The 22062-nt window shown below is 36.4% G+C and carries 15 protein-coding genes; 12 read left to right on the top strand and 3 right to left on the bottom strand.

Features of this window, described 5'->3' with window-relative positions:
* The first annotated feature begins 132 nt into the window (after positions 1-132).
* The 8 genes from CG11_RS19240 (at position 133) to CG11_RS19205 (ending at position 13750) form a co-directional block, all read left to right on the top strand.
* A complete protein-coding gene (locus CG11_RS19240) occupies positions 133-1482 on the top strand; it encodes a cytochrome-c peroxidase (protein WP_052598467.1) in 1350 nt (449 codons plus the stop codon).
* 520 nt (positions 1483-2002) lie between these two features.
* Positions 2003-3538, top strand: coding sequence for a cysteine--tRNA ligase (gene cysS, locus CG11_RS19235; RefSeq protein WP_052598466.1), 1536 nt, complete (start codon positions 2003-2005; stop codon positions 3536-3538).
* 557 nt (positions 3539-4095) lie between these two features.
* Positions 4096-6318 (top strand): tetratricopeptide repeat protein, encoded by a 2223-nt coding sequence (locus tag CG11_RS19230; RefSeq protein WP_052598465.1) that lies wholly within the window; start codon positions 4096-4098, stop codon positions 6316-6318.
* A gap of 132 nt (positions 6319-6450) precedes the next feature.
* Complete coding sequence (locus CG11_RS19225; RefSeq protein ID WP_052598464.1) at positions 6451-7200, top strand: LytTR family DNA-binding domain-containing protein; 750 nt, start codon at positions 6451-6453, stop codon at positions 7198-7200.
* Positions 7201-7517: 317 nt separating this feature from the next.
* The gene (locus CG11_RS19220; protein ID WP_052598463.1) at positions 7518-8810 is read left to right on the top strand and encodes a T9SS type A sorting domain-containing protein; all 1293 of its coding nucleotides are present in this window, start codon (positions 7518-7520) and stop codon (positions 8808-8810) included.
* 165 nt (positions 8811-8975) lie between these two features.
* Positions 8976-11117: a methylmalonyl-CoA mutase gene (gene scpA, locus CG11_RS19215; protein WP_072011008.1), complete on the top strand. Its 2142-nt coding sequence runs from the start codon at positions 8976-8978 to the stop codon at positions 11115-11117.
* Between the two features lie 18 nt (positions 11118-11135).
* Complete coding sequence (locus CG11_RS19210) at positions 11136-12344, top strand: macrolide family glycosyltransferase (protein WP_052598462.1); 1209 nt, start codon at positions 11136-11138, stop codon at positions 12342-12344.
* Between the two features lie 101 nt (positions 12345-12445).
* A complete protein-coding gene (locus tag CG11_RS19205; RefSeq protein WP_052598461.1) occupies positions 12446-13750 on the top strand; it encodes an NAD(P)/FAD-dependent oxidoreductase in 1305 nt (434 codons plus the stop codon).
* A gap of 129 nt (positions 13751-13879) precedes the next feature.
* Here the strand turns inward: CG11_RS19205 and CG11_RS19200 are convergent, their stop codons facing one another.
* On the bottom strand, positions 13880-15028 hold the full coding sequence (locus CG11_RS19200; protein WP_052598460.1) for a hypothetical protein: 1149 nt from the start codon (positions 15026-15028) through the stop codon (positions 13880-13882).
* Between the two features lie 411 nt (positions 15029-15439).
* Between CG11_RS19200 and CG11_RS19195 the strand changes: the two genes are divergently transcribed.
* Together CG11_RS19195 and CG11_RS19190 are read left to right on the top strand one after the other, a co-directional pair.
* Positions 15440-16663, top strand: a complete 1224-nt coding sequence (locus tag CG11_RS19195; RefSeq protein ID WP_052598459.1) for a macrolide family glycosyltransferase — start codon at positions 15440-15442, stop codon at positions 16661-16663.
* Positions 16656-17333: a glycoside hydrolase family 25 protein gene (locus tag CG11_RS19190; protein WP_052598458.1), complete on the top strand. Its 678-nt coding sequence runs from the start codon at positions 16656-16658 to the stop codon at positions 17331-17333. The genes CG11_RS19195 and CG11_RS19190 overlap by 8 nt, the downstream gene beginning before the upstream one ends.
* Positions 17334-17659: 326 nt before the next feature.
* Here CG11_RS19190 and CG11_RS19185 read toward each other — a convergent pair whose 3' ends face one another.
* Together CG11_RS19185 and CG11_RS19180 are read right to left on the bottom strand one after the other, a co-directional pair.
* A complete protein-coding gene (locus CG11_RS19185) occupies positions 17660-19084 on the bottom strand; it encodes a hypothetical protein (protein WP_052598457.1) in 1425 nt (474 codons plus the stop codon).
* Positions 19077-19589 (bottom strand): RNA polymerase sigma factor, encoded by a 513-nt coding sequence (locus CG11_RS19180; protein ID WP_052598456.1) that lies wholly within the window; start codon positions 19587-19589, stop codon positions 19077-19079. Before CG11_RS19180 ends, CG11_RS19185 begins: the two co-directional genes overlap by 8 nt.
* A gap of 297 nt (positions 19590-19886) precedes the next feature.
* On the opposite strand from CG11_RS19180, the gene CG11_RS19175 reads away from it, so the two are divergent.
* Entirely contained in the window at positions 19887-20411 is a 525-nt protein-coding gene (locus CG11_RS19175; RefSeq protein ID WP_052598455.1) for a TetR/AcrR family transcriptional regulator, read from the top strand.
* A 49-nt stretch (positions 20412-20460) separates the two neighbouring features.
* Positions 20461-21657, top strand: a complete 1197-nt coding sequence (locus CG11_RS19170) for an FAD-dependent monooxygenase (RefSeq protein WP_052598454.1) — start codon at positions 20461-20463, stop codon at positions 21655-21657.
* The last annotated feature ends 405 nt before the right edge of the window (positions 21658-22062 follow it).

Raw genomic sequence — 22062 nt, 5'->3', positions numbered from 1 at the left:
GATTTTAGAAAACAACACAAAATAATTATTAATTAACTCATTAAAAAGACCCCTTTGTAAGGATTAAATATAGACCCCCTCTAATTTGTACGTCCATTCAAAGGAGTTAAAAGACTTTAAATAACTGGACACATGAAAAAGACATACAGTTTTGCTGCTTTGTTGCTACTACCTATACTACTAAGCCAAATAGGCTGTCAGGAAGAAACACTTAATCCATTAGATGAACAGTTGATTCAGCAAATGAAAACCTCATCTTATGGTGAAGGTGTTAGCTATTATCAACTTCCAGATAGTGATGATTTGGAAAATATTCCCCAAGACCCTAAAAACCCGTTAACAGCAGAGAAAATAGAATTGGGTAAGCTCATTTATCATGAAACTGCTTTTGCTGTAGATGTAAAATTTTCAGGAAGCATGAAGGCAATTTCTTGCGCTACTTGTCACCATGCAGCGGCTGGTTTTCAAGCAGGAATGGCACAGGGAATTGCTGATGGTGGAACAGGTTTTGGAGTACAAGGAGAAGGTCGAGTAGTAGACCCACTTTGCCCATTGGATTCTATAGATGTACAAGAAACCAGAACTCCTTCGTTGCTTAATGTTGCGTATCAAAAAGTAATGCGATGGAACGGTTCGATGGGAGCTACTGGCTCTAATTTGGGAACAGAGGCACGATGGGTAGGACCTGCTTTTTCTAAAAATCACTTGGGGTTTGAAGGGGTCGAAACTCAAAGTATTGTCGCTTTAAAAGGACATCGCCAAAATATGGACCCAGCGGTCATTCAAGGAACCGCTTATAAAGATTTGTTTGATGCTGCTTTTCCTACCGTACCAGTTGCGGAGCGTTATACTAATAAGATGGCAGGATTGGCAATAGCTGCTTATTCTCGCACTGTTATGGCAAACAAAGCCCCTTTTCAAGAATGGGTTAGAGGTAATTATACGGCTATGACCGATCAACAGAAGCAAGGTGCGTTGTTGTTTTTTGGAGAAGCAGGTTGTTACCGTTGTCACAATGGACCATCCTTAGCAACAGAAGGCTTTCATGCTTTTGGAACAAAAGATTTGTATCAAAACACTAGTGCCCCGATATACAATACATCTATAGATAGTATAGAAACATTGGGACGTGGTGGTTTTACAGGGAACGCAGCGGATATGTATCGTTTTAAAGTTCCTCAACTTTACAATGTTAGAGATTCGCCTTTTGAAGGACATGGCGGCTCTTTTGGTTCTGTGCGAGCAATGGTTGATTATAAAAATAAAGGCATAGCCGAAAACCCTAATGTGCCTGCCAATAGATTGTCTCCTATGTTTGTCCCTTTAGGATTGACAGAGGAACAAGTTGATCAGATTGCCGATTTTATTGACAATGCTTTGCACGACGATTATTTGGATCGTTATGTACCTAGCAGCCTGCCTACAGGTGCTTGTTTCCCAAATGCCGATGCACAGTCAAAAATAGATCTGGGCTGTAATTAATGGAGAAGTACAAAAGCTGTAACAATGAAGAGACCCACAACATAAAAAATTACGCTCTAATGGGCATAATAGACTAAAAGAATTCGTGGACTAGTGAATACATTCTAAGGTTAAATTAGAATTTTACAATTTAGAAAACTATTTTTGTTTACAATAGTTCGTTGAAACCACGCAGTAGCAGCGAAGCTAAACTTTATTAGTTTACTTCGTGAGTGCTGCGCAGTTGATAATTAATAAATTATGATTTTATCGTGTTTTGTGTTAAAATTTTGATTATCAAACTAATATAAATGTGCTTTTTTGTCTTTTTGGTAACTAAGCTTGCGATCTCACGAGCGCAGCGAGCTAAAAAAGTAAACAACTAAGCGATAGCGATCTCATGACCGCAGGGAATAATCAACGAACTACTATGTTTAAAGACTGTTTCGTTAATTTCTAAACAGTTTTTTTTAGCTTTGCTAACCACTAGACAATAGGTCTAAACAATTATTATCATAATTATCAATGAACAAAAAGTACGATGGAACAAGAATTTAAACCTAAGTATGAGTTGACGGTAACCAATACGTTGACACGTGAGAAAGAAAAATTTGAATCACTAACACCTGGCTATGTCGGAATGTATGTTTGTGGTCCTACTGTTTATAATGAGGTGCACTTAGGAAATTGTCGTACGTTCTTTTCATTCGATTTGGTCTACCGCTATTTGATGTACTTAGGGTACAAGGTTCGTTATGTTCGTAATATTACAGATGTGGGGCATTTGGTAGATGATGCCGAAGAAGGAGAGGGCAAGATTGAGAAGCAGGCGCGTTTGGAACAGTTGGAACCAATGGAAATTGTACAAAAATACACCAATGGTTTTCACGATGTGATGCGTCAACTAAATGCTTTGCCCCCAAGTATCGAACCTACTGCTACAGGGCATTTGATTGAGCAAATTGAAATGGTCAAAGCTATTATAGACAATGGTTATGCGTACGAAATGAATGGTTCTGTTTATTTTGATACGCAGAAATTGATTAAAGAGGATACGGGCGTATATGATTATGGTACGTTATCGGGCAAAAAACAAGAAGATCTGTTGACGGAGACTAGAGATGATTTAAAAAATCAAAGCGAAAAACGCCATCCTTCGGATTTTGCTATTTGGATGAAAGCCGATGAAAATCATATTATGAAATGGCCTTCGCCTTGGTCGTTGGGCTTTCCTGGTTGGCATTTGGAATGTTCAGCTATGAGTACCAAGTATCTAGGAAAGCATTTTGACATACATGGAGGGGGAATGGATTTGCAATTTCCTCATCATGAGAACGAAGTAGCTCAAAATGTAGGGGCTTGTGGATGCCAACCTGTTAAGTATTGGTTGCATACCAATATGCTGGTTTTGAATGGTAAAAAAATGAGCAAAAGCAAAGGAAATTCAATTTTGCCTGTGGAGTTATTTACTGGCAACAACGATATTTTGTCCAAAGCGTATAGCCCAATGACCGTTCGTTTCTTTATGTTACAAGCGCATTATGCGAGTACCTTAAATATTACAGATAAAGGACTACAAGCTGCCGAAAAAGGATACCATCGTTTGATGGAAGCATATCATATTTTAAATGATTTAGAATATACTGTTGAGGAAGCATTGACGGATGATGATGATCAAATCAACAAAATGTTGGATCTAGCATTTGAAGCTATGAGTGATGACTTTAATACGGCTGCTGCTTTAGCAAAACTAAATATTGTGATTCCTAAGATTAACGCCATTCAAAATGGTCGCATGAAGATGAGCAATATTAGCAAAGCTACCTTAGCTAGAATGAAGCAAGTTTTCCATGATTTTATTTTTGCAATATTTGGTCTATTAGATGAGGATAAAGAAGGAGAAAGTGAAGATGAAAATAACTTGTTGGATCAAGCAATGGAAGTGATCATTGAGTTGCGTCAAGAAGCACGTAACAACAAAGATTGGGCAACAAGCGATTTGATTCGAGATAAATTGCAAGAAATCGGTATTCAAATCAAAGATTCCAAAGAAGGTGCTTCTTGGATTAAAAATTAAAAGCATCCAACAAATCACGAGCAAAAAGCAGGTGTTTTGTTTCAAGGTTTAATGGCGAAAAATTACTTTTAAGATAACTTAGATTATCAAATGATTTGAATATCTAGTTTATAATAATATTTATACTGTCTATTGGGTGTTCGGCATCCAATAGACAGAAAAAGTTTCCCCAACTTTTACTAAAAAACGCTTCTAGAGGAAGGTGTTTTTAGAATTTTATGTAAAATCAGCAACCTCGCGGAGTTCCATCAAAAAATCGATCTATAAAGCCTGTCCGTGCGTCAATGAAAGAAGTCACAAAGAATTCATTCTGCTCTAATACCCATCAATCGTATTCTCCCCAAAGGGTAAATTCTCAAACATTAATAGTAGTAGTTCGTTGAAACCACGTAGTAGCAGCGCAGCTAACTACTATCAAATAGTATTTGGCTATATCCTAAGTAGGTGGACCATATCCGTCAGGTTAAGAAACGATTACTTAACCATTATTCTCAATAGTAAAAAATGTAATCAATAGTGGTATTACATTCAATATTTACTCCAATTATTCCAGTCTTATGAAAACTATTTTGTTATTTATTTTCTTTTTAGCGAGTTATGTTAGTGCTTTGGGGCAAGATTCAGTATGGATAAAAAGCATTGATCATTATAATATGCTGGCACAAAAGAGTGCTATTAGTGGAAAGTTTCAAGACGCATTGATGTATGCTGATAGTGTGTATCAACTTTGTCTTAAATTAAAAAATCCTCGAAGGCTATTAGCGTCCAAATCACTAAAAGGAAAGCTTTATCAAGCAATGGGCAAAAATGAAGAAGCCTATTCCTTTTTTCAAGAAGCCTTAGAGCTAGTAGATGATGTTTCTGAAGAGGATTTTGACGAAAGTTTTAGCCCGAGCAATGCAAAAGCCAATATGTATAAAGATTTGATCAAACTTTTTCATAGGCAACAGAATATAGATTCAATGGTGGTGTATTGTAATAAAATAAATCACCTTCCTTGTAATGAGGGAACATTGTGGGCAAAAGATTACGTGGTTACCTTATTTAGGGAGCAAAGGGAGTTTAAGAAAGCACTAGAAATAGGTCATGAAGTTTTAAATTGTTATCATGCTGATTTAGAGAATAAACACCTGATACCTAAAATAATGCTTTCGTTAGCGCAAGTTTATAGTGAATTGGGGGAACATGAAGTGGCTATTGTTTATCTAGATAGTACCTTAAAAATTGCAGAAAGTATAAAAGATTCTTTTGCTATTTTGCTTTCTTACGAGCAATTGGGCTTGGAGTTTGGAGCAATCGGTAATGATAAAAAAGCACTCAATTGGCACAAAAAGAGCATTGAAATAGCCGAAAAATTACCAGAATATCTGTCTTTGCATCGGGTTTCGACGGTTCAAGTAATTGTTCCTTTAAGTGCTTTGTATGTAAACTTGAGCCAAACCTACAAGAATATGAACAATATAGATAGTGCTAAGTATTATGCTCAAAAGTCGTTAACTGTTGCCTATCAAAGAGGTAGATATGACAATGTGTCTAATTCACTGATAAGTTTAGCCAATCTTATTATAGACGAAGGAAATGATTATCAAGCCGCTCTAGATTCTTTAGATAAAGCATACAGAATTGCTCCAAGATATAGAGATTGGTTGTTTCGCCAACTTGATATTTATTTAGCTAAAGGGAAAATTTATACCCAGAAAAATAATAGAGATTCAATCTTATATTATTACAACAAAGCAGAAAAAACGGCGCTGAAACTTGGTGTGGTAGATCGTTTAGTAGCTACTTATCAGAGGCTAGAAGATTTTTATTTGCAGCAAGAAAACTATGCAAAAGCTTATACTTATCAAGCATTAAAAGTAGCCCAAGAAAATAAAATGAAAGATAGAATGACACAAAATTCTATCTTGGGTTTTGAAATAAAATACGATTCTGAAAAACTAAAATTAGCCAACTTGGAATTGGCTAAAAATCAGGAAATACAAGCTAAAGAAATCGCCTTTACTAAAGCACTTAACACACGGAATAAGTCTATTATTATAGGGCTTGTTTTTTTAATTTTGTTGTTAGGAAGTATTGCTTGGTTGCTCTATCGACAAAAGAGGATACAACATCAATTTAGAATCATGGAATTGGAGCAAAAAGCTTTAAAAGCTCAAATTAATCCCCACTTTTTCTTTAATGTTCTTAACTCTTTGCAAGCAACTATTCTATCTGAAAAACCTACAGTCGCTTATAAATACCATGCTAAGTTTACCAAATTAATGCGTTTGATACTCATGCAATCGAATAAGGACAGCATCTCTTTAAAAGAAGAATTGGAAGCCTTGAAATTGTACATTGAGTTGGAGCAATTGAGAACGGGAAATGCTTTTGATTTTGAAATTATCAATGAGCTAGACTCGAATGAAGAATTAATGGTTCCTAGCATGTTATTGCAGCCCTTTGTAGAAAATGCTATCTGGCATGGTGTTATGAATAGAAGAAAAGAAGTACAAAAAAAGATTACTATTCGTGTGCACAAAAACAATAATTCAATTGTTTGCCAAATAGAAGATACAGGAGTTGGACGCGAACGAGCACAGCAAATCAAACAACAGAAAACGAAACAACATGAATCGATGGGAATCGAAGTAACCAAAAACCGTTTGGAGTTATTTCAGTTACGATATAATACTCCATTAAGGTTTAGTATTCAGGATATTAAAAATGCACAGCAGGAGGTAGAAGGAACAAAAGTGGATTTAGAAATTCCTATCATCAATAAACATAATGTCTAACCAATTAATAGTTCGTTGAAACCACGCAGTAGCAGCGAACCGAGCTATGCGAGCTCACGACCGTAGGGAGTAACAAAGCTAATCAGCGACCACGAAGTAGCAGCGTAGCTAACTACTAATAAATAAGAAAAAATGATTAATGTTATTATTATAGATGATGAACCCGCAGCAAGAACCTTGCTCAAGGTTTTGTTAGAGGAATATAAACACGAAATTAGAATTGTTGGAGAAGCATCTTCAGCTAGAGAAGGGATTGAGCTGATTCAAAAAGAAACGGTTCATCTGATTTTTTTGGATGTGGAAATGCCCCAAATGGATGGCTTTGCTATGTTGAGGCAGTTTGAGACAATAGATTTTGATGTTATTTTTACCACATCTTATAGTGAATATGCCATTGATGCCATAAAGCTATCAGCCTTAGATTATTTATTAAAACCAATTGATATAGACGAGTTGGAGGCATCTATAGAACGCTTCAAAGGCAAACAAGAAACTCAGCAGCCTGTAAAAGAGAGTATCTATTTTTTGCCAAAGGATTTTACCAACCTTCAAAATCAGCATAGTAAAATTGCACTTCCGATAGCCAAAGGATTTCAAATCCTATTTATCTCCGAACTTTTTTATTGTGAAGCAGATAGAAACTATACGTTATTTTATTTAAAAGATGGCAAAAAAATTACGGTGAGTCGCAATTTGAAATACTTTGGAGAAAAACTAGAGCCATTTGGTTTTTTTAGGATTCATGAATCTTTTCTAATTAACCTGTCTCATTTAAAGAGCTACCTAAAAGGACGAGGAGGACAGGTGGTGCTTTCTAACGAAGTGATTTTGGATGTTGCGCGAAGCAGAAAGAAGACGTTGTTAAAATTATTGTCGCTCTAAAATATTGCTTATACCAATATATTTAAACTCTTGTAGGAGGTATTCTTGAAAAAGGATACCTCTTACTTTTTGTAGATGCTAAAAACAGCAAAAAAAAGACTGTCCAATTGTACCTCAAAATAACCCGTTTATCCTCGCTACTGAACATGATGTACAAGTCCTTGCTTGAGACTTGCTTTCTGCACTAGGCTAATCTACCTTTGTAATATAAATCCAATACAGATTAACCTCGCTATAGCATATTTTGTAAAGGAAATATCGTTCCCCACGATTATTCGTACAAATAAATTTAAAATCTAAATTAAAAAAGAATCAAAATGAAAAACATGTTAACAGCCGTATTTTTATTGGGCTTTTTAGGAATTAGTTTTGGCGTTTTTGGACAACATTTATCAGTAGTAGAATCTTCGAGACCTTGTGACATTAATAGCCGATACACATTATATTTAGAAGCAGACCCGACTGCTTGTTATGGAAATAGCATTCAAGTCACTTCAGCAGGATGGAGAGCAGCTCCTATTGATCTTGGAAATGGAGTTGGTTTTGCTGCTACCGTTTCTACTTCAGTGTCTCCCACGGGGTGGGCTTATGCCATAGAGGTGCAGCCTACAAACCGAAACAGAGATATTGAGGTTCGAGAATTAGTATATACACCTAACTGTCTGCATGCCTCTTATACAACAAATATAACGATTACGCCAAGAGTTCGTCTGGTACCTAATTTAACAGATATTGAAATTGTTAGTAGTTCTCTGTGTGTAGGGGCTATTTTGGCCGAAGCAAAAGATGGTAATAAAACGTCCGCTAGTACTTACACTTGGACTTTTAATGGGGATCCTATTACAAGTAATGCCGTACAAGGTTTTCTCGATAAGCCAGCAGGGGCTGCTATTACCAGTGATTTTTCGATAGGAGTAGTAGCGCACAATGGTTGTACGGCAAGAAATTACACCAAAAACTTTGAAATATATCCTGTATTTATGAATAAGGTAAAGATAAATGTACCTGATGGTTATTGCGATGGAACTAAAAACGAATTTTCAATCGCTTCTGCACTTCCTGGAATTGAATATAAATGGGAATTTACAGCCAATCCTTATCCTGGGGCAGCACCTTTACCCGCTTCAATAGCTACACAAGGACCTTATCAAGCATTGGATAAGATTAATTTTTCTCCAAATTTTGGAAAAGATCCTCTTATTAATAACTATGGTTTGGTAGGCTCTTATACGATTACTGCATGGTATAGAGGCAGCGATTGTGTTTGGAGATTGGTAGGAAGTGAAACAAATAATGTAGACTATAGTTCTTGTAGTGGCAACGGAGGAAGTGCTAGAACAGCAATGGGTGATAATTTGTCAATATTCAATTCTGCTGCTACCTTAACTGCCTTTCCTAATCCAACAACAGGTTTGGTTGAACTAATTAGAGAGGGAGGGCAAATTGAAGCAGTGAAAGTATACGACATTGCAGGTGCTTTGGTCGCACAAAAACTAAATATTACAGATTCTAACACTAGTATTGATTTAGGTAAGTTTCCAAAAGGATTATATATGGTAAATATCCAAACCGCAACAACCAATGAAACAATTCGAGTTGTGAAAGAATAAATATTATGACAAGTTTCCTTTTTAGGATAGGAACTCACAATAGCCTACATTCAGATGTATTCTGGTGTGGGCTTTTTCTTTATAGAAAATCTAGACAAGCAAGACGCGAATTCCCATTCAAATTTCTATAAAAAAGTGTACCTTTGGAAAAAAAATATCAAGGATATGAATCGACCAGATTTTTCAAAAATAGATATTACCAAGCCGTCTAAATATTGTAACCCTACTGTTGAAGGAAAAGAGCAGTGGGAAACGTCTGAAAAAATAGACCTCAAACAAATTTATACGGAAAAGGATACGAAAGATATTCCACACCATCAGTTTACTTCGGGCTTACCTCCGTATATAGGAGGTCCTTATGGAGGGATGTATGCCATACGTCCTTGGACTATTCGTCAATATGCAGGTTTTTCAACAGCAGAAGAGAGTAATGCTTTTTATAGAAGAAACTTAGCTGCGGGACAAAAGGGTTTGTCGGTGGCTTTTGATTTGGCAACTCATAGAGGTTATGATTCTGATCATGAACGTGTTGTTGGTGATGTTGGAAAGGCAGGAGTAGCCATAGATAGCGTTGAGGATATGAAAATTCTATTTGACCAAATTCCCTTGGATCAAATGTCCGTATCCATGACGATGAATGGAGCTGTATTGCCTATTATGGCATTTTATATTGTTGCAGCTGAAGAACAAGGTGTGGATCAAGTGAAATTGGCAGGAACGATTCAAAATGATATTCTAAAAGAGTTTATGGTGCGTAATACGTATATTTATCCACCTGCTCACTCAATGCGAATCATTGCTGATATTTTTGAGTATACGTCTCAATTCATGCCGAAGTTTAACTCTATTTCTATTAGTGGTTATCATATGCATGAAGCTGGTGCGCCAGCAGATATTGAATTGGCTTATACATTGGCGGATGGGCTAGAGTATATCCAAGCAGGGTTAAAAGCAGGATTAAAAGTAGATGATTTTGCGCCTCGTTTGTCTTTCTTTTGGGGAATTGGGATGAATCATTTTATGGAAATTGCTAAAATGCGTGCTGGACGAATGCTGTGGGCAAAATTGATTCAACAATTTGAGCCTAAAAATTTAAAATCCTTGATGTTAAGAACGCATTGCCAAACATCGGGCTGGAGTTTGACAGAGCAAGATCCATTTAATAACGTAGCTCGTACTTGCATAGAAGCAATGGCTGCTGTATTGGGAGGAACACAATCATTGCACACCAATTCTTTTGATGAAGCGATTGCTTTGCCAACTGATTTTTCAGCTGGAATTGCTAGAGATACGCAGATTTATATACAAAAAGATACAAAGGTAACCAAGGCAATTGACCCATGGGCAGGTTCTCATTACGTAGAATATTTGACCAATGAGTTGGTACACAAAGCTTGGGCGCATATTCAAGAGGTGCAAGAGTTGGGGGGAATGGCAAAAGCAATTGAAACTGGTGTTCCTAAAATGCGTATCGAAGAAGCTGCTGCTCGTAAACAAGCTCGCATTGATAGTGGAAAAGATCAAATTATCGGTGTCAATGTTTTTCAATTAGAGAAGGAAGATCCGTTAGATATTTTAGAGGTGGACAACAAGGCCGTACGATTGTCTCAAATCAAGCGTTTGGAGGAAATCAAAGCAACAAGAGATACTCTGGCGGTAGAAACGGCTTTAGCAAAAATTACTGCTGCTGCAAAAGCAGGAAAAGGCAATCTTCTTGCCTTGGCAGTAGAGGCTGCGCGTGTCCGTGCTACCTTGGGAGAAATATCAGATGCCATGGAGGTTGCTTTTGGTCGTTACAAAGCCAATACTAAATCTATTTCTGGTGTATACTCTAAAGAAATTGCAATGGATGATAACTTTAAAAAAGCACAAGCTTTGGCTGATCAGTTTGCTAGCTTGGAAGGGCGCCGTCCTCGTATTATGGTAGCTAAATTAGGGCAAGATGGGCACGACAGAGGTGCTAAAGTCATCGCTACTAGTTTTGCTGATTTGGGCTTTGATGTAGATATAGGACCTTTGTTTCAGACACCTAAAGAGGCCGCAAAACAAGCTGCAGAAAATGATGTTCATATTTTAGGCGTATCTTCTTTAGCTGGTGGGCACAAAACATTGGTTCCTGAAATTATAGGGGAACTAGAAGCATTAGGACGCCCAGACATTTTGGTAGTTGCTGGTGGTGTTATTCCTGCACAGGATTACGATTATTTGTACGAAGCAGGTGTAGCAGGGGTATTTGGTCCAGGAACTGTCATTGCTAAAGCGGCTAGTGCTATTTTGGATATTTTGATAGAGTCTGTGGAGGAATAGTTATAACCATAAAATACGATGAAGGCGAAAGGGATTTTTTTTAATATACCAGGCTATGGACATGTAAACCCAACTTTACCAATGGTAAAGGAATTGGTAGCGAGAGGGGAACAAATTGATTACTGTTGTACAGAGGAGTTTCGACCAGCCATAGAACACACAGGAGCTAATTTTATCCCTTTCCCTGATGAATTGGTACATGTTACCAATGATAACGTCAATTTGTTGGAGATTTTTGCAGATTTGATTGAGACCTGTTATGAGGTGTTGCCACAAATAGAAGCCATTATTCTAAAAGGGAAATATGATTACCTGTTGGTAGATATGTACACGCCTTGGGGACGTTTGTTGGCAGAAAAGTTGAATTTGCCTTTAATTTTGTTTTTCCCTTCCTTTGCATTGCACCAAAAAATGAAAGAACCGCCCAATTCTAAATTACAATTAATAAAGAGTCTGGGGCGATCATTGAAGAATGGCGTGCGGTTGTTTGCAATTTATAAAAAAATACAAAAAAAATATGGCGTACCTTCTGTCAATGTATTGCATTTTTTGAGTGCAGAAGTAAGCGAACCTTGTATTACATTTACCGCAAAAGAATTTCAACCTCAGTCCGAACTTTTTCCTTCTAACTATCTTTTTACAGGACCTAATATTGACATAGAAGCAAGAATATCCGATTCTAATTTTTCTATAAACAATCCAGAGAATAGAAAAATCATCTATATATCTTTAGGGTCAGTGGTTGTCCGAAAGGAGTTTATTAAAATGTGTATAGAAGCATTTAAAACTTCTAAATTTTTGATTGTTTTAAATATTAGTAAATATTTAAATGCTTCAGACTTTCAGGTTCCGTCACATATTATACTTTGTAATTTTGCCCCCCAATTGCAAGTGTTGGCAGCAGCAGATTTGTTTATAACGCATGGAGGTATGAATAGTGCACACGAAGGGATTTACTTTGAAGTGCCGTTATTAGTATTACCACAATTTGGTGACCAGTTTTTAGTAGCACAACAAGTGGTTGAACAACAGTTGGGCGTTTGGTTAAATCACAAGACACTATCGGCAAAAAAACTGTTGAGAACGGTAGAGGAAACAATGGAAAATCAAGTGATTAAAAGCAATTTAAAACGCATGAGTAAGGCTTTGAGAACGGCGGGCGGTTTTAAGAAAGCAGCAGACGAAGTTCAGGCATTTATACAAAAGTGTGTTTTGGTTAAAAATTAATTGATTTTCAGCATTACAAAAGAACTAAAAAGCACCATCTTTTGTTCTCTAAGAAAAGAAAATAGCCAGCCCTAATCCCCACTAAAATAAATTGCAAAAGCATGAATGTACCACACAGAGATTTACCTCGAATTGTTATTATTGGATGTGGATTTGGAGGGCTAAAACTAGCCAAGAGTATTAATACCAACCAATATCAAGTAGTTCTTTTTGATAAAAATAATTACCATACCTTTCAACCTCTTATGTATCAGGTAGCCAGTGCTGGTTTAGAACCTGATTCTATTGTTTATCCCATTCGGAAAGTATTCAACAAAAAAGAAAACTTCCATTTTAGGATGGCAGATGTCCATGAGATTGATGCCGAAAAAAAACTATTGCACACCTCCGTTGGGACATTAGATTATGATTATCTAGTGATGGCAACAGGTGCCGTTTCTAACTTCTTTGGAATGGAGAATGTAGAGAAGCATTCGATGCCTATGAAAAGCTTAGTAGAGGCCTTAAATTTGCGCTCGGTTATTCTGCAAAATTTTGAAAAAGCGTTGAATAGTTCGGATGTACAAGAACAGGATGCCTTAATGAATTTTGTTATTGTAGGTGGGGGCGCAACTGGGGTAGAACTAGCTGGTGCTTTGGCAGAACTAAAACGGTATATTTTGCCCAAGGATTATCCTGATTTGGATATTAGAAGAATGCAAATTCATGTAGTCCAAGGAGCCGATCGTTTGCTACCTGGTATGAGCGAAAAAGCATCGGCAGATTCAGAACGTTTCCTTAGAAAAATGGGGGTCAATGTTTGGTTGGACATACGAGCCCAAGATTATGATGGAACAACGGTATATACCAACAAAGAGACGTTTAAAGCGAAGACATTGATTTGGACAGCGGGAGTTAAAGGGGCACCAACAGCTGGGTTAGATGCTAGTCAAACTACAAACATGGGGCGCGTTTTGGTCAATGAATGGAATCAAATAAATGGTTATAAAGATGTTTTTGCGATAGGAGATGTGGCTGCGATGACTTCAGAAGAGTTGCCTTATGGGCATCCAATGTTGGCGTCTGTTGCTGTACAACAAGGAGTACACCTTGGCAAAAACTTCAACCGCTTAGCCAAAGAAAAGGAGATGTTACCCTTTGTTTATAAAGATAAAGGAACAATGGCAACGATTGGGCGAAACTTAGCCGTTGTCGATATGAAGCGGCTTAAATTTGGAGGTTGGTTTGCTTGGCTAATGTGGATGTTTGTTCACTTGATGTTATTGGTTGATTTTCGTTCTAGATTAGTTGTTTTTGTGAATTGGGCATGGTCTTATTTCTTTTATGATAAAGGAACCCGCCTTATCGTTAGAAAAGTTAAAAATAAGGCGGTAGTAGATTGTTTGGAAGATGAGGTTCCTGCTTAAAAACTAAAAGGCTGTTAATGAGCTTCTTCGCCAACCTAAATTTGTTTTAATGTAGATATAATTGTTGTCCCAACTAATATCCCCTGTATTGCCATTGGGATCAGAGGAATTAGTAGGGGTGTACGATTGTCATAATCTGAATTGGTTATAACCATTATTACCATTAATATCGAATAAGGAAGTTGGAGTTAGGGTATTAACACCAATAGAAGAACGACCACCCAAGCCGCCTGATAGATAAATACTTTCAGTACCTGTCGAAATTCTCGCAACATCTCCTGTTACATGAACCGTTTCGGAAGGAGATTCTAGGCGAAGTTCATTCAAACCACTATCGTGGTATAACCAATTATCAAAATTGCTACCATCGACAATCAAGCGTTGGTCGCTGTTAATCATAATATTGCCATTTACATGTAATTGAGCAGAAAAATTAGGTGTAGTATTGATACCGACCCTTCCTGTTGCGAGGATACGTACTCGTTCTGTATTGTTGGTTCGAAACACCAAGTCATTGGCATCTGTAGTCCCCAAGAAATGGAGGCTTGGATTGGTGGCTGTATTTCCAGTTAATTGCCACCCTGTAGTGCTGCTTATATGCTGCCATGTAAGATTGCCCAAACCGTCAGTTGTCAAAACTTGTCCATTACTACCATTCCCAATAGGGAACTGATAAGAGGTGTAACGAACTTCTCCTGTTGTTGCATTCCGAAGTTGTAAAACTTGGCCTACCATTGCAGTGGCACCAATGTCAGGAGTGGCAATTCTCAATTCATTTAAGCCACACCAAATACTAGCGTTATCTCCATACATCAAAGCAAAAATAGTAGCACCATTGGTAATGTTAAATCCATAGTCTCCAGAGGCATCTTCAAAGGTAAGTGCTTCTCCATTGCAATTGACAGTGGTTCCATGCGTCAAGTTTCCTCCTAATTCAATATTACTGCCAACTAAACTAAGCCCATTGTTACCTCCTGCATTAGATTTCAAAGGTGTCCATAAGCTGCCGTTCCAGTAATAAAAACCAGTGCCATTACCACCCGTTACCGTTGGATTTGTATTCCAAACCAAGAGCCCCGTAGCAGGCATATTAATAGGTGTGGTCGTATTCGTAACAGCAACCAGAGAAACGTGAGGTAATAAGAGACCTCTATTGGGATCTGAGATATGTACTTTTGCGCTAGGGGCAGGTGTATGGGTGCCAATTCCAACATTTTGTGCATTAGAGAAGGTAGCGAGGGAAATTCCTACAATAAGGGAAATTAATAGCGTTTTCATAGCTGTATGGTTTGATGATTTGTAATAATGGTTGATTCTTTTCTTGAAAGAAATTTGCATTAGATAAAATATGAGGGAATATAAGACCAGACCTAAAAACAGTCGTATATTAGTTTAGTTTTAGTCTTATATTTTCTTTTGTTCTATAGAAAGGGGCTAGCAGAGTTAAGTCATGAGGTGCAAGAGGGCCTTTTTCAAATTCTAAATGAGTATTGATTTAGAGATTTTTGAGTGCTTTGGAATTAATAACTTAAAAAAGAAGTCATTTTTGTATAGTGTTGATAATTAGGTTGATATGTTTTGTGAAAATGATCTTGTAGAGGTGCTAGAAAGAAGAAAAGGGAAAACGCAAAATACTAAAACCCCAATATCTAATGCGACTTCACGTATTAATTTAATATTAAATAGAATATGAAATCTAAAGGAGTATTTTTCAACATCCCAGGACATGGTCATGTCAATCCAACGTTGGCTGTTGTTAAGGAGTTGATAGAAAAGGGAGCTGTAATTGATTATTATTGTACTGAGGAATTTCGAGAAAAAATAGAAGCCACAGGAGCCAATTTTAGAGCAATGCCTCATGAGTTACTAGCTGAATCGACTCTAAAGAACTTTAGCTTGTTAGGTTTTTTTGCAGATCTATTAGAGGCGACAGAAGTGGTAATGCCTTACTTATTAAAAGAGATAAAACAGCAAGAATACGATTATGTACTGACTGATTTATTCGCTGTATGGGGGCGTTTGGTGGCAGAGCAAGTAGCGTTGCCAATCGTTGTGTTTTGTCCTTGTTTTGCTATCCGTAGAGGTTTGAAAGATCCACCTAATTCTAAACTCCAAATGTTGGGAACACCTATTAAAACTTTTGGGCAGATTAAAAGGATAGGGCGTAGTATGAAAGTCTTAAAAGAGACCTATACTCCTTATAAGATTCATCAATTAGATGATTTTCTAGTAGGAGATTTAGAACTCCCTTGTGTGGTGTTTACAGCAAAAGAATTTCAACCTCAAATAGAATTGTTTCCTGATAATTATTTTTTTTCAGGGGCTACCATAAATGTGCATAGCACCCCAAAAGACGAAAGTTTTCCTTATGATAAATTAGAAAAAGAAAACAGACCCATAATATACATTTCTCTAGGATCCATTTTATCCGATAAAGCATTTTATCAAAAGTGTATTCAAGCCTTTGCAGAAACCGACTACATGGTCGTGATGAATATTAGTACCCAGTTGAGAATAGAAGATTTTGAGGCTCCAGATAACTTTATTATTTGTAACTATGCGCCTCAATTAGAGGTCTTGTCTAAAGCTTCTTTATTTGTAACTCACGGAGGGATGAACAGTGCACACGAAGGAATCTATTTTGAAGTTCCCATGCTTGTCATTCCTCAAGTATCGGATCAATTTATGGTTGCGAAAGCCATACATGAGCAACAATTAGGAATTTGGTTAAGTAAATATTGGTTGACGGCAGCCAAACTCAGAAAAGCTGCGGCACAACTAATGGAAAACAAGATCATACCCCAACACCTAAAAAAGATGAATCTTGCTCTTAGACGAGCAGGAGGGTATCAAGCTGCTGCTGAACACGTACAGTCATTAATTCAAATAACCCCACCTTTTCAGAATGTTTAAATTACTTGTATATAGTTCTTTTTTATGCCTCGTTTTTTTTATGCTGATATCCTGTACGCACGATGCCGACCAGTATAAAATACAAGGAATTGATGTTTCTCATTATCAAAAAATTATTGACTGGGAAACAGTTGCACAGCAAGATAAGATACATTTTGCTTTTATAAAAGCTACTGAAAGTACAGATTATCAAGATTCAATTTTTGAAAACAATTGGTCAAAAGCCAAAGAAGTTGGCTTAATAAGAGGAGCGTATCATTTTTTTAGACCAAATGTTAGTATTGAATGGCAAATCAAAAATTTTACGCAACAAGTACAGTTAAGCAAGGGGGATTTGCCACCAGTTTTGGATGTAGAAGATTTTAAGAATGTGAGTATGCCGACTTTGATTGAACGAGTGCGACTTTGGTTAAGTTTTGTAGAGGAACATTATCAAGTAAGACCTATAATATATACTTCCTTAAAAGTTTATGAACAACATCTAAAAGGAGCATTCCCTGATCATCCTGTTTGGATTGCTCGTTATAATCGAAAAGAACCACCTCAAGATATAAATTGGTTGTTTTGGCAATATAGCAATACGGAAGAACTCGAAGGAATTGTAGGTTATGTAGATAAAAATGTATTTGTGGGGACACGAGCAGAATTACAAGCTTTGTGCATACCATAAAAAAAAGGGCAACCTTTTGTTGCCCTTCTAGCAAAATTGTGGTTCTCTTTTGCTTGAAGCGAATTCATTACTCTTTAATTGAAGTAAAATATTCCGTTTACCAAAGGAGCAGTGAGCTATTATCTTGATTAATTTTAGTAGAATAATCTTCCTTCTCTTTAGGTGCTCAATCCGCTAAAATAAACCCTAAAGTTCCTGCAATTACTCAACAGAATGGTACAAAAATCAAGGAATAGCTCACATTTCCTCACTCAAAAAACTGTTATTAAAGTACGGTTTTTATTTGGGGGATTGAGTTGGTTTGGGCAATCCCTGGTTGGTTATGGTTATTTTTCTTTGGCTTTTTTCTTTGCCAATTTTCGTCTTTCTTTAGCTTCTTTTTGCAATTTTTTAGCCGCTTCTTCCATCGCTTTAGCCTCCTCTTTTAATTCTTTGGCAGTACGTTTTTCCAATTTTGGAGCCGCAGGTGCTTTTTCTTTTTCAACAATAATAACTGGCTCATCAGGACTAGGTACTGTGTAGACTCGTGTTCGGTTGTGATTATGGAGACGCTCTTTTAGTTTTTCTCTAACTTCTCGATCAAGGTCAATGCGCATTCTAGCTAAATCCTTTTGTAGGGCTTTCATGTCATCCTTGAAGTTTTTATCAAGGATAATAACATCCAAATCATCCAAAGCGTCTTTGATTTCATCGTCAATATCTTCAAGTTCTACTTCTTGCATTGCTTTTTCAATATCAGCTTCGATTTTATCCCAATCTACTTTTTCTAGGCGTTCCAATTCTCTCATTCTTGCTTTAGAATGTTCTCTGTGTCTCAATCGAGCAACTTCCTCTCTTGCTCTAGCAATCTCAACTTGAGCATTGGCCATTTCTTGTTGAGCATTGGCCATCTCTCTTTGGGCTCTAGCCATTTCTTCGTGCATTTGATGTCTTAGTTTCCGAGCTTCTTGTGTACTAGAAATAACTTCATCGTCATAGCATTCTATTGTTTCCTCAAAATTCTCAGACTGAATTTTCAAGTATTTTAAATTTTTATTTTCAGCAACTCTAAAGATAAATTCCATGGATTTAAAAGAACCACTAATATCAAATTCATAGTTATTCATGCTAGAACCACAAAACAAACTATCCGTTTTAAATTGCCCTTTGAATCGTTTGATTTTGTTATTATTATCATAATTCAGAATCTTTACATCCATATGGATCCCATAATTAGCAAGCTCTGTTTTTAATTTTTGAATTTCTTGTTCAGAATTCTCTTTCCGAATTTCTAATGTATATTCTGTAAACGTTTTTTTCGGTCCCAGAGAATCTAGGAAATCAACTTTTTGAGCCAACAATGGAATTTCAGGAGTCTGCTCTAGAGAAGTTAATTGTATAGGTTGAATGGGAGTTGACGGATGGTCTACCTTAGTAATAATAGGCAGGGGGATATTATCAGGAATAGCATCTTGCAATACAATAGTATTTGGGGGAGTAGGCGCAGATATGTGATGTTCTGCTACACGAGGAGGCTTAGTTGTGGTCTCCGTTTCAGAAATTGGCGTAGGTGTATTAGAAGGGTTGAACCAACAAACAATGCCAATAGTTATTATACCTATAATCGATGTACTCATAATCCAAATTTTTTGATTAGTCCATAAAGATGGTGACGCTTGGGCATGAATAAGTTGTTGCACCTCTTCGAGTGGCATCTCCGATTGCATAGACTTCCGAGCTTGCTCAAACAAATGATCCAAATTCTTATTCATAAGCTAATGTTGTTTTTGGTGACAGAATTTTACCTAATTTTTGTCGTCCTCGTGCCAGTCTTGCCTTGACAGAAGAAATACTACTGTTTTGTATCTCAGCAATTTCCTTGATGTTGTAACCAGATATCTCAAATAAAATTAAGGCTTCTTTTTGAGCGGCTGGTAAGCGATCTAATGCCTGATATAATAACTGTACATCTTCATTTAGCTCTGGGCTAGTAGGTGCAACAATTTTTTCAGCTTGTTCTGTATTAAATAAACCCCAAAATTTTTTGCGTCGCTGCAGACGACGAATTAGGTTGCGCGCAATACCAAACAAAAAATAATTAAAGGATGCTTCTTTTTTTAACTTGTCCAATTGCTCATAAGCTATCAATACTGTCTCACTAACCAAATCTTGTGCATTAACAGGGTCTCTCAAAATAGACTCGCAGTAACGCAACAACTTGGTATGATTCGGCTCATAAAGCCGTAAAAAGTATTGTTGTTTTTGGTGATGATTCATGTAGCGAATTGAACAGTTTTTTGTTTAAGGACTTATGCTCTTTCATAAGTCCGTACATCTATAAGTGCCATAAGATTGCTCAAAAGTTACATCGCAATCAAATTTTTTCGATAAAAAGTCAAAATAATTCGTTAGGAAATCTGAAAGTGGACTTTTTTTAGCTTGTAATAGTTTGATTTTGATGTTTTTGTGATGGGCTAGTAATAGGTTTTTTATTTTTTTAGTTGAACTAACTTGACTTCTTTCTATTTTTGTTTTATTTTTATGAATGAACGGTCAGTCATAAAAATAATAAGCATGACAAAAAAAGAAAAAATCATACACGCAGCTTTGAATTTATTTGCAAAGCATGGATATACAGAGACATCTATAAGTAAAATTGCAAAAGAGGCAGGGGTATCCAAAGGTCTTACCTATAATCATTTTCAGAACAAAGAAGATCTATTAAGGGCAGTTGTTGGTGAAACATTGGGGGAGATGACACAATCTTTGATGGATCTAGAAACTTTACAAATGGATCAATTACTACAAGTCTATTTCCAAATGTTGAAGTCTAAAAAGGATCTTATACGGTTATGCACCTTATTGGTGGTACATCCAGAAACTCCCCAAATTGTCAAAGAGATGCTAGGCAAACAGCAAGTAGAGTTGTTAGATACTTTTACACATCTCTTAATGAATCCTGCTCAGCAAGTATCAGATATAGAGGCTAGGATTTTACTCGCTACTTTGGATGGAATTACATTAGAATATATTACAACAGAAGATGATGTTTTGTTAGGTGAAATGGAAAAATACTTAGTGAGCAAGTATAGTCATTAGTCTATTAAAAACATGCAGGAGTGTAGCTAACTACTAAATATTAATAATAATGAAAAATAAAAAAATCCTAATTTCTGGTGCAGGTATAGCTGGATTAACGCTGGCTTATTTTTTACAAGAGAATGGTTTCAAACCTACTGTTGTAGAAAAGGCTAGTGGTTTGAGAGATGGTGGGTATATGATTGACTTTTTTTCATCTGGAGTACATGTAATTGAACAAATGGGATTGTTGGATGCCTTGAAAGAAAAAGATCATGGTTCTTCCATTGTCAAACAATATACAGATAAAGGCAAGAAAAGTATGACATTGGATATTTCAGCTTTTAGAGATTCTCAAAAAGGCAAACTATTCAATTTTTTGAGGACAGATTTGGTAGATGTGTTGTACCAAAAAGTGAAGGGAGTAATTGATTTGCGCTACAAGACATCCATTCATGAAGTAGAAGAAAATACTGATGGCATTGGGGTAACTTTTGATGGAGGAAAAAAAGAGCAGTTTGATTTATTAATTGGGGCAGATGGTATTCATTCAAATGTTCGAAACTTAGTGTTTGATGCTAAGAATGTAGAACAACTGTTCTTGGGATATTATGTAGCTGCACTAGAACATAATGTGCCTTTGGAAATAAAAAAAGAAGAGGTTTTGGCAATGATGGTTCCTAACTTACAGGTTATGACGTATACTATAGATGAAGCTACTTTGGAGCAGAATTCTAGTGTTTTCGTTTTCAAAAAAGAAGAGCGATTACCTCGCATGAATCATCAAGAACAAGTGCAATTACTCCAAAACGAATTTAAAACCTTTTCCCATCCAGTACCTGAAATTTTAGAGACGGCTGCGAAACTAGATAAAATTTATTTTGATGAAGTTGCTCAAATTAGAATTAATGGAAGTTGGGCAAAAGGGCGAACAGTATTAATTGGAGATGCTGCATATTGTGTCACTCTATTATCTGGACAAGGAGCCTCCATGGCAATGACAGGAGCTTATTTATTGGCTCAAAAATTAGTAGAATCAAATGGGGCGTATAAGGTGGCATATCAAAAATTTGAAGAAGAATTAAGACCATTGATTCACTCATTACAAAAGAAAGCCGTCAAGAATATAGGCTCTTATTTGCCTTCTTCTAAATTTTCGATGTGGATTAGAAATTTATTGGCTCCAATGTTATTCAAAAAACCATTTGTTCCTTTAGTTACAAAACAATTAGGTGCCGTGAATTTTTTTGAAGAGACGAAAATTTAATAAAAAAGGATTGTCTCCCCACAAGACAACCCCTTCACACTAAAATGAAACCCTATGAATTTTAGTAATTATTAGCAAATATTCTTACAGAGTAAAAATGATATTATAAAGATATTTTAAGATGCGTTTTTATTCAAAGACTTTATTTTAAGGTTCTTTTATTTATTATTTTTATTTATAATATATTGATTTTTGTCAATGAGAGTTAGATAGGTATATTAATATATAAAAACGCCCAAAACGATTTTCGTTTTGGGCGCTAATTTCTAAAATTATATGGCAAGTATTTTACCTAAGTAGAATAACACTACCTTTAAGTTGTTCTGTATGTCCATCTTTAAACAAGACATCAGCATACCAAGTATATGTTCCAGAAGGAGCTGGACGACCACGATAGATTCCATT

The sequence above is a fragment of the Aureispira sp. CCB-QB1 genome, assembly GCF_000724545.1.
GTDB lineage: Bacteria > Bacteroidota > Bacteroidia > Chitinophagales > Saprospiraceae > Aureispira.
The sequence above is the reverse complement of the archived record's forward strand: the minus strand, read 5'-3'. Positions and strand labels throughout refer to the sequence as shown.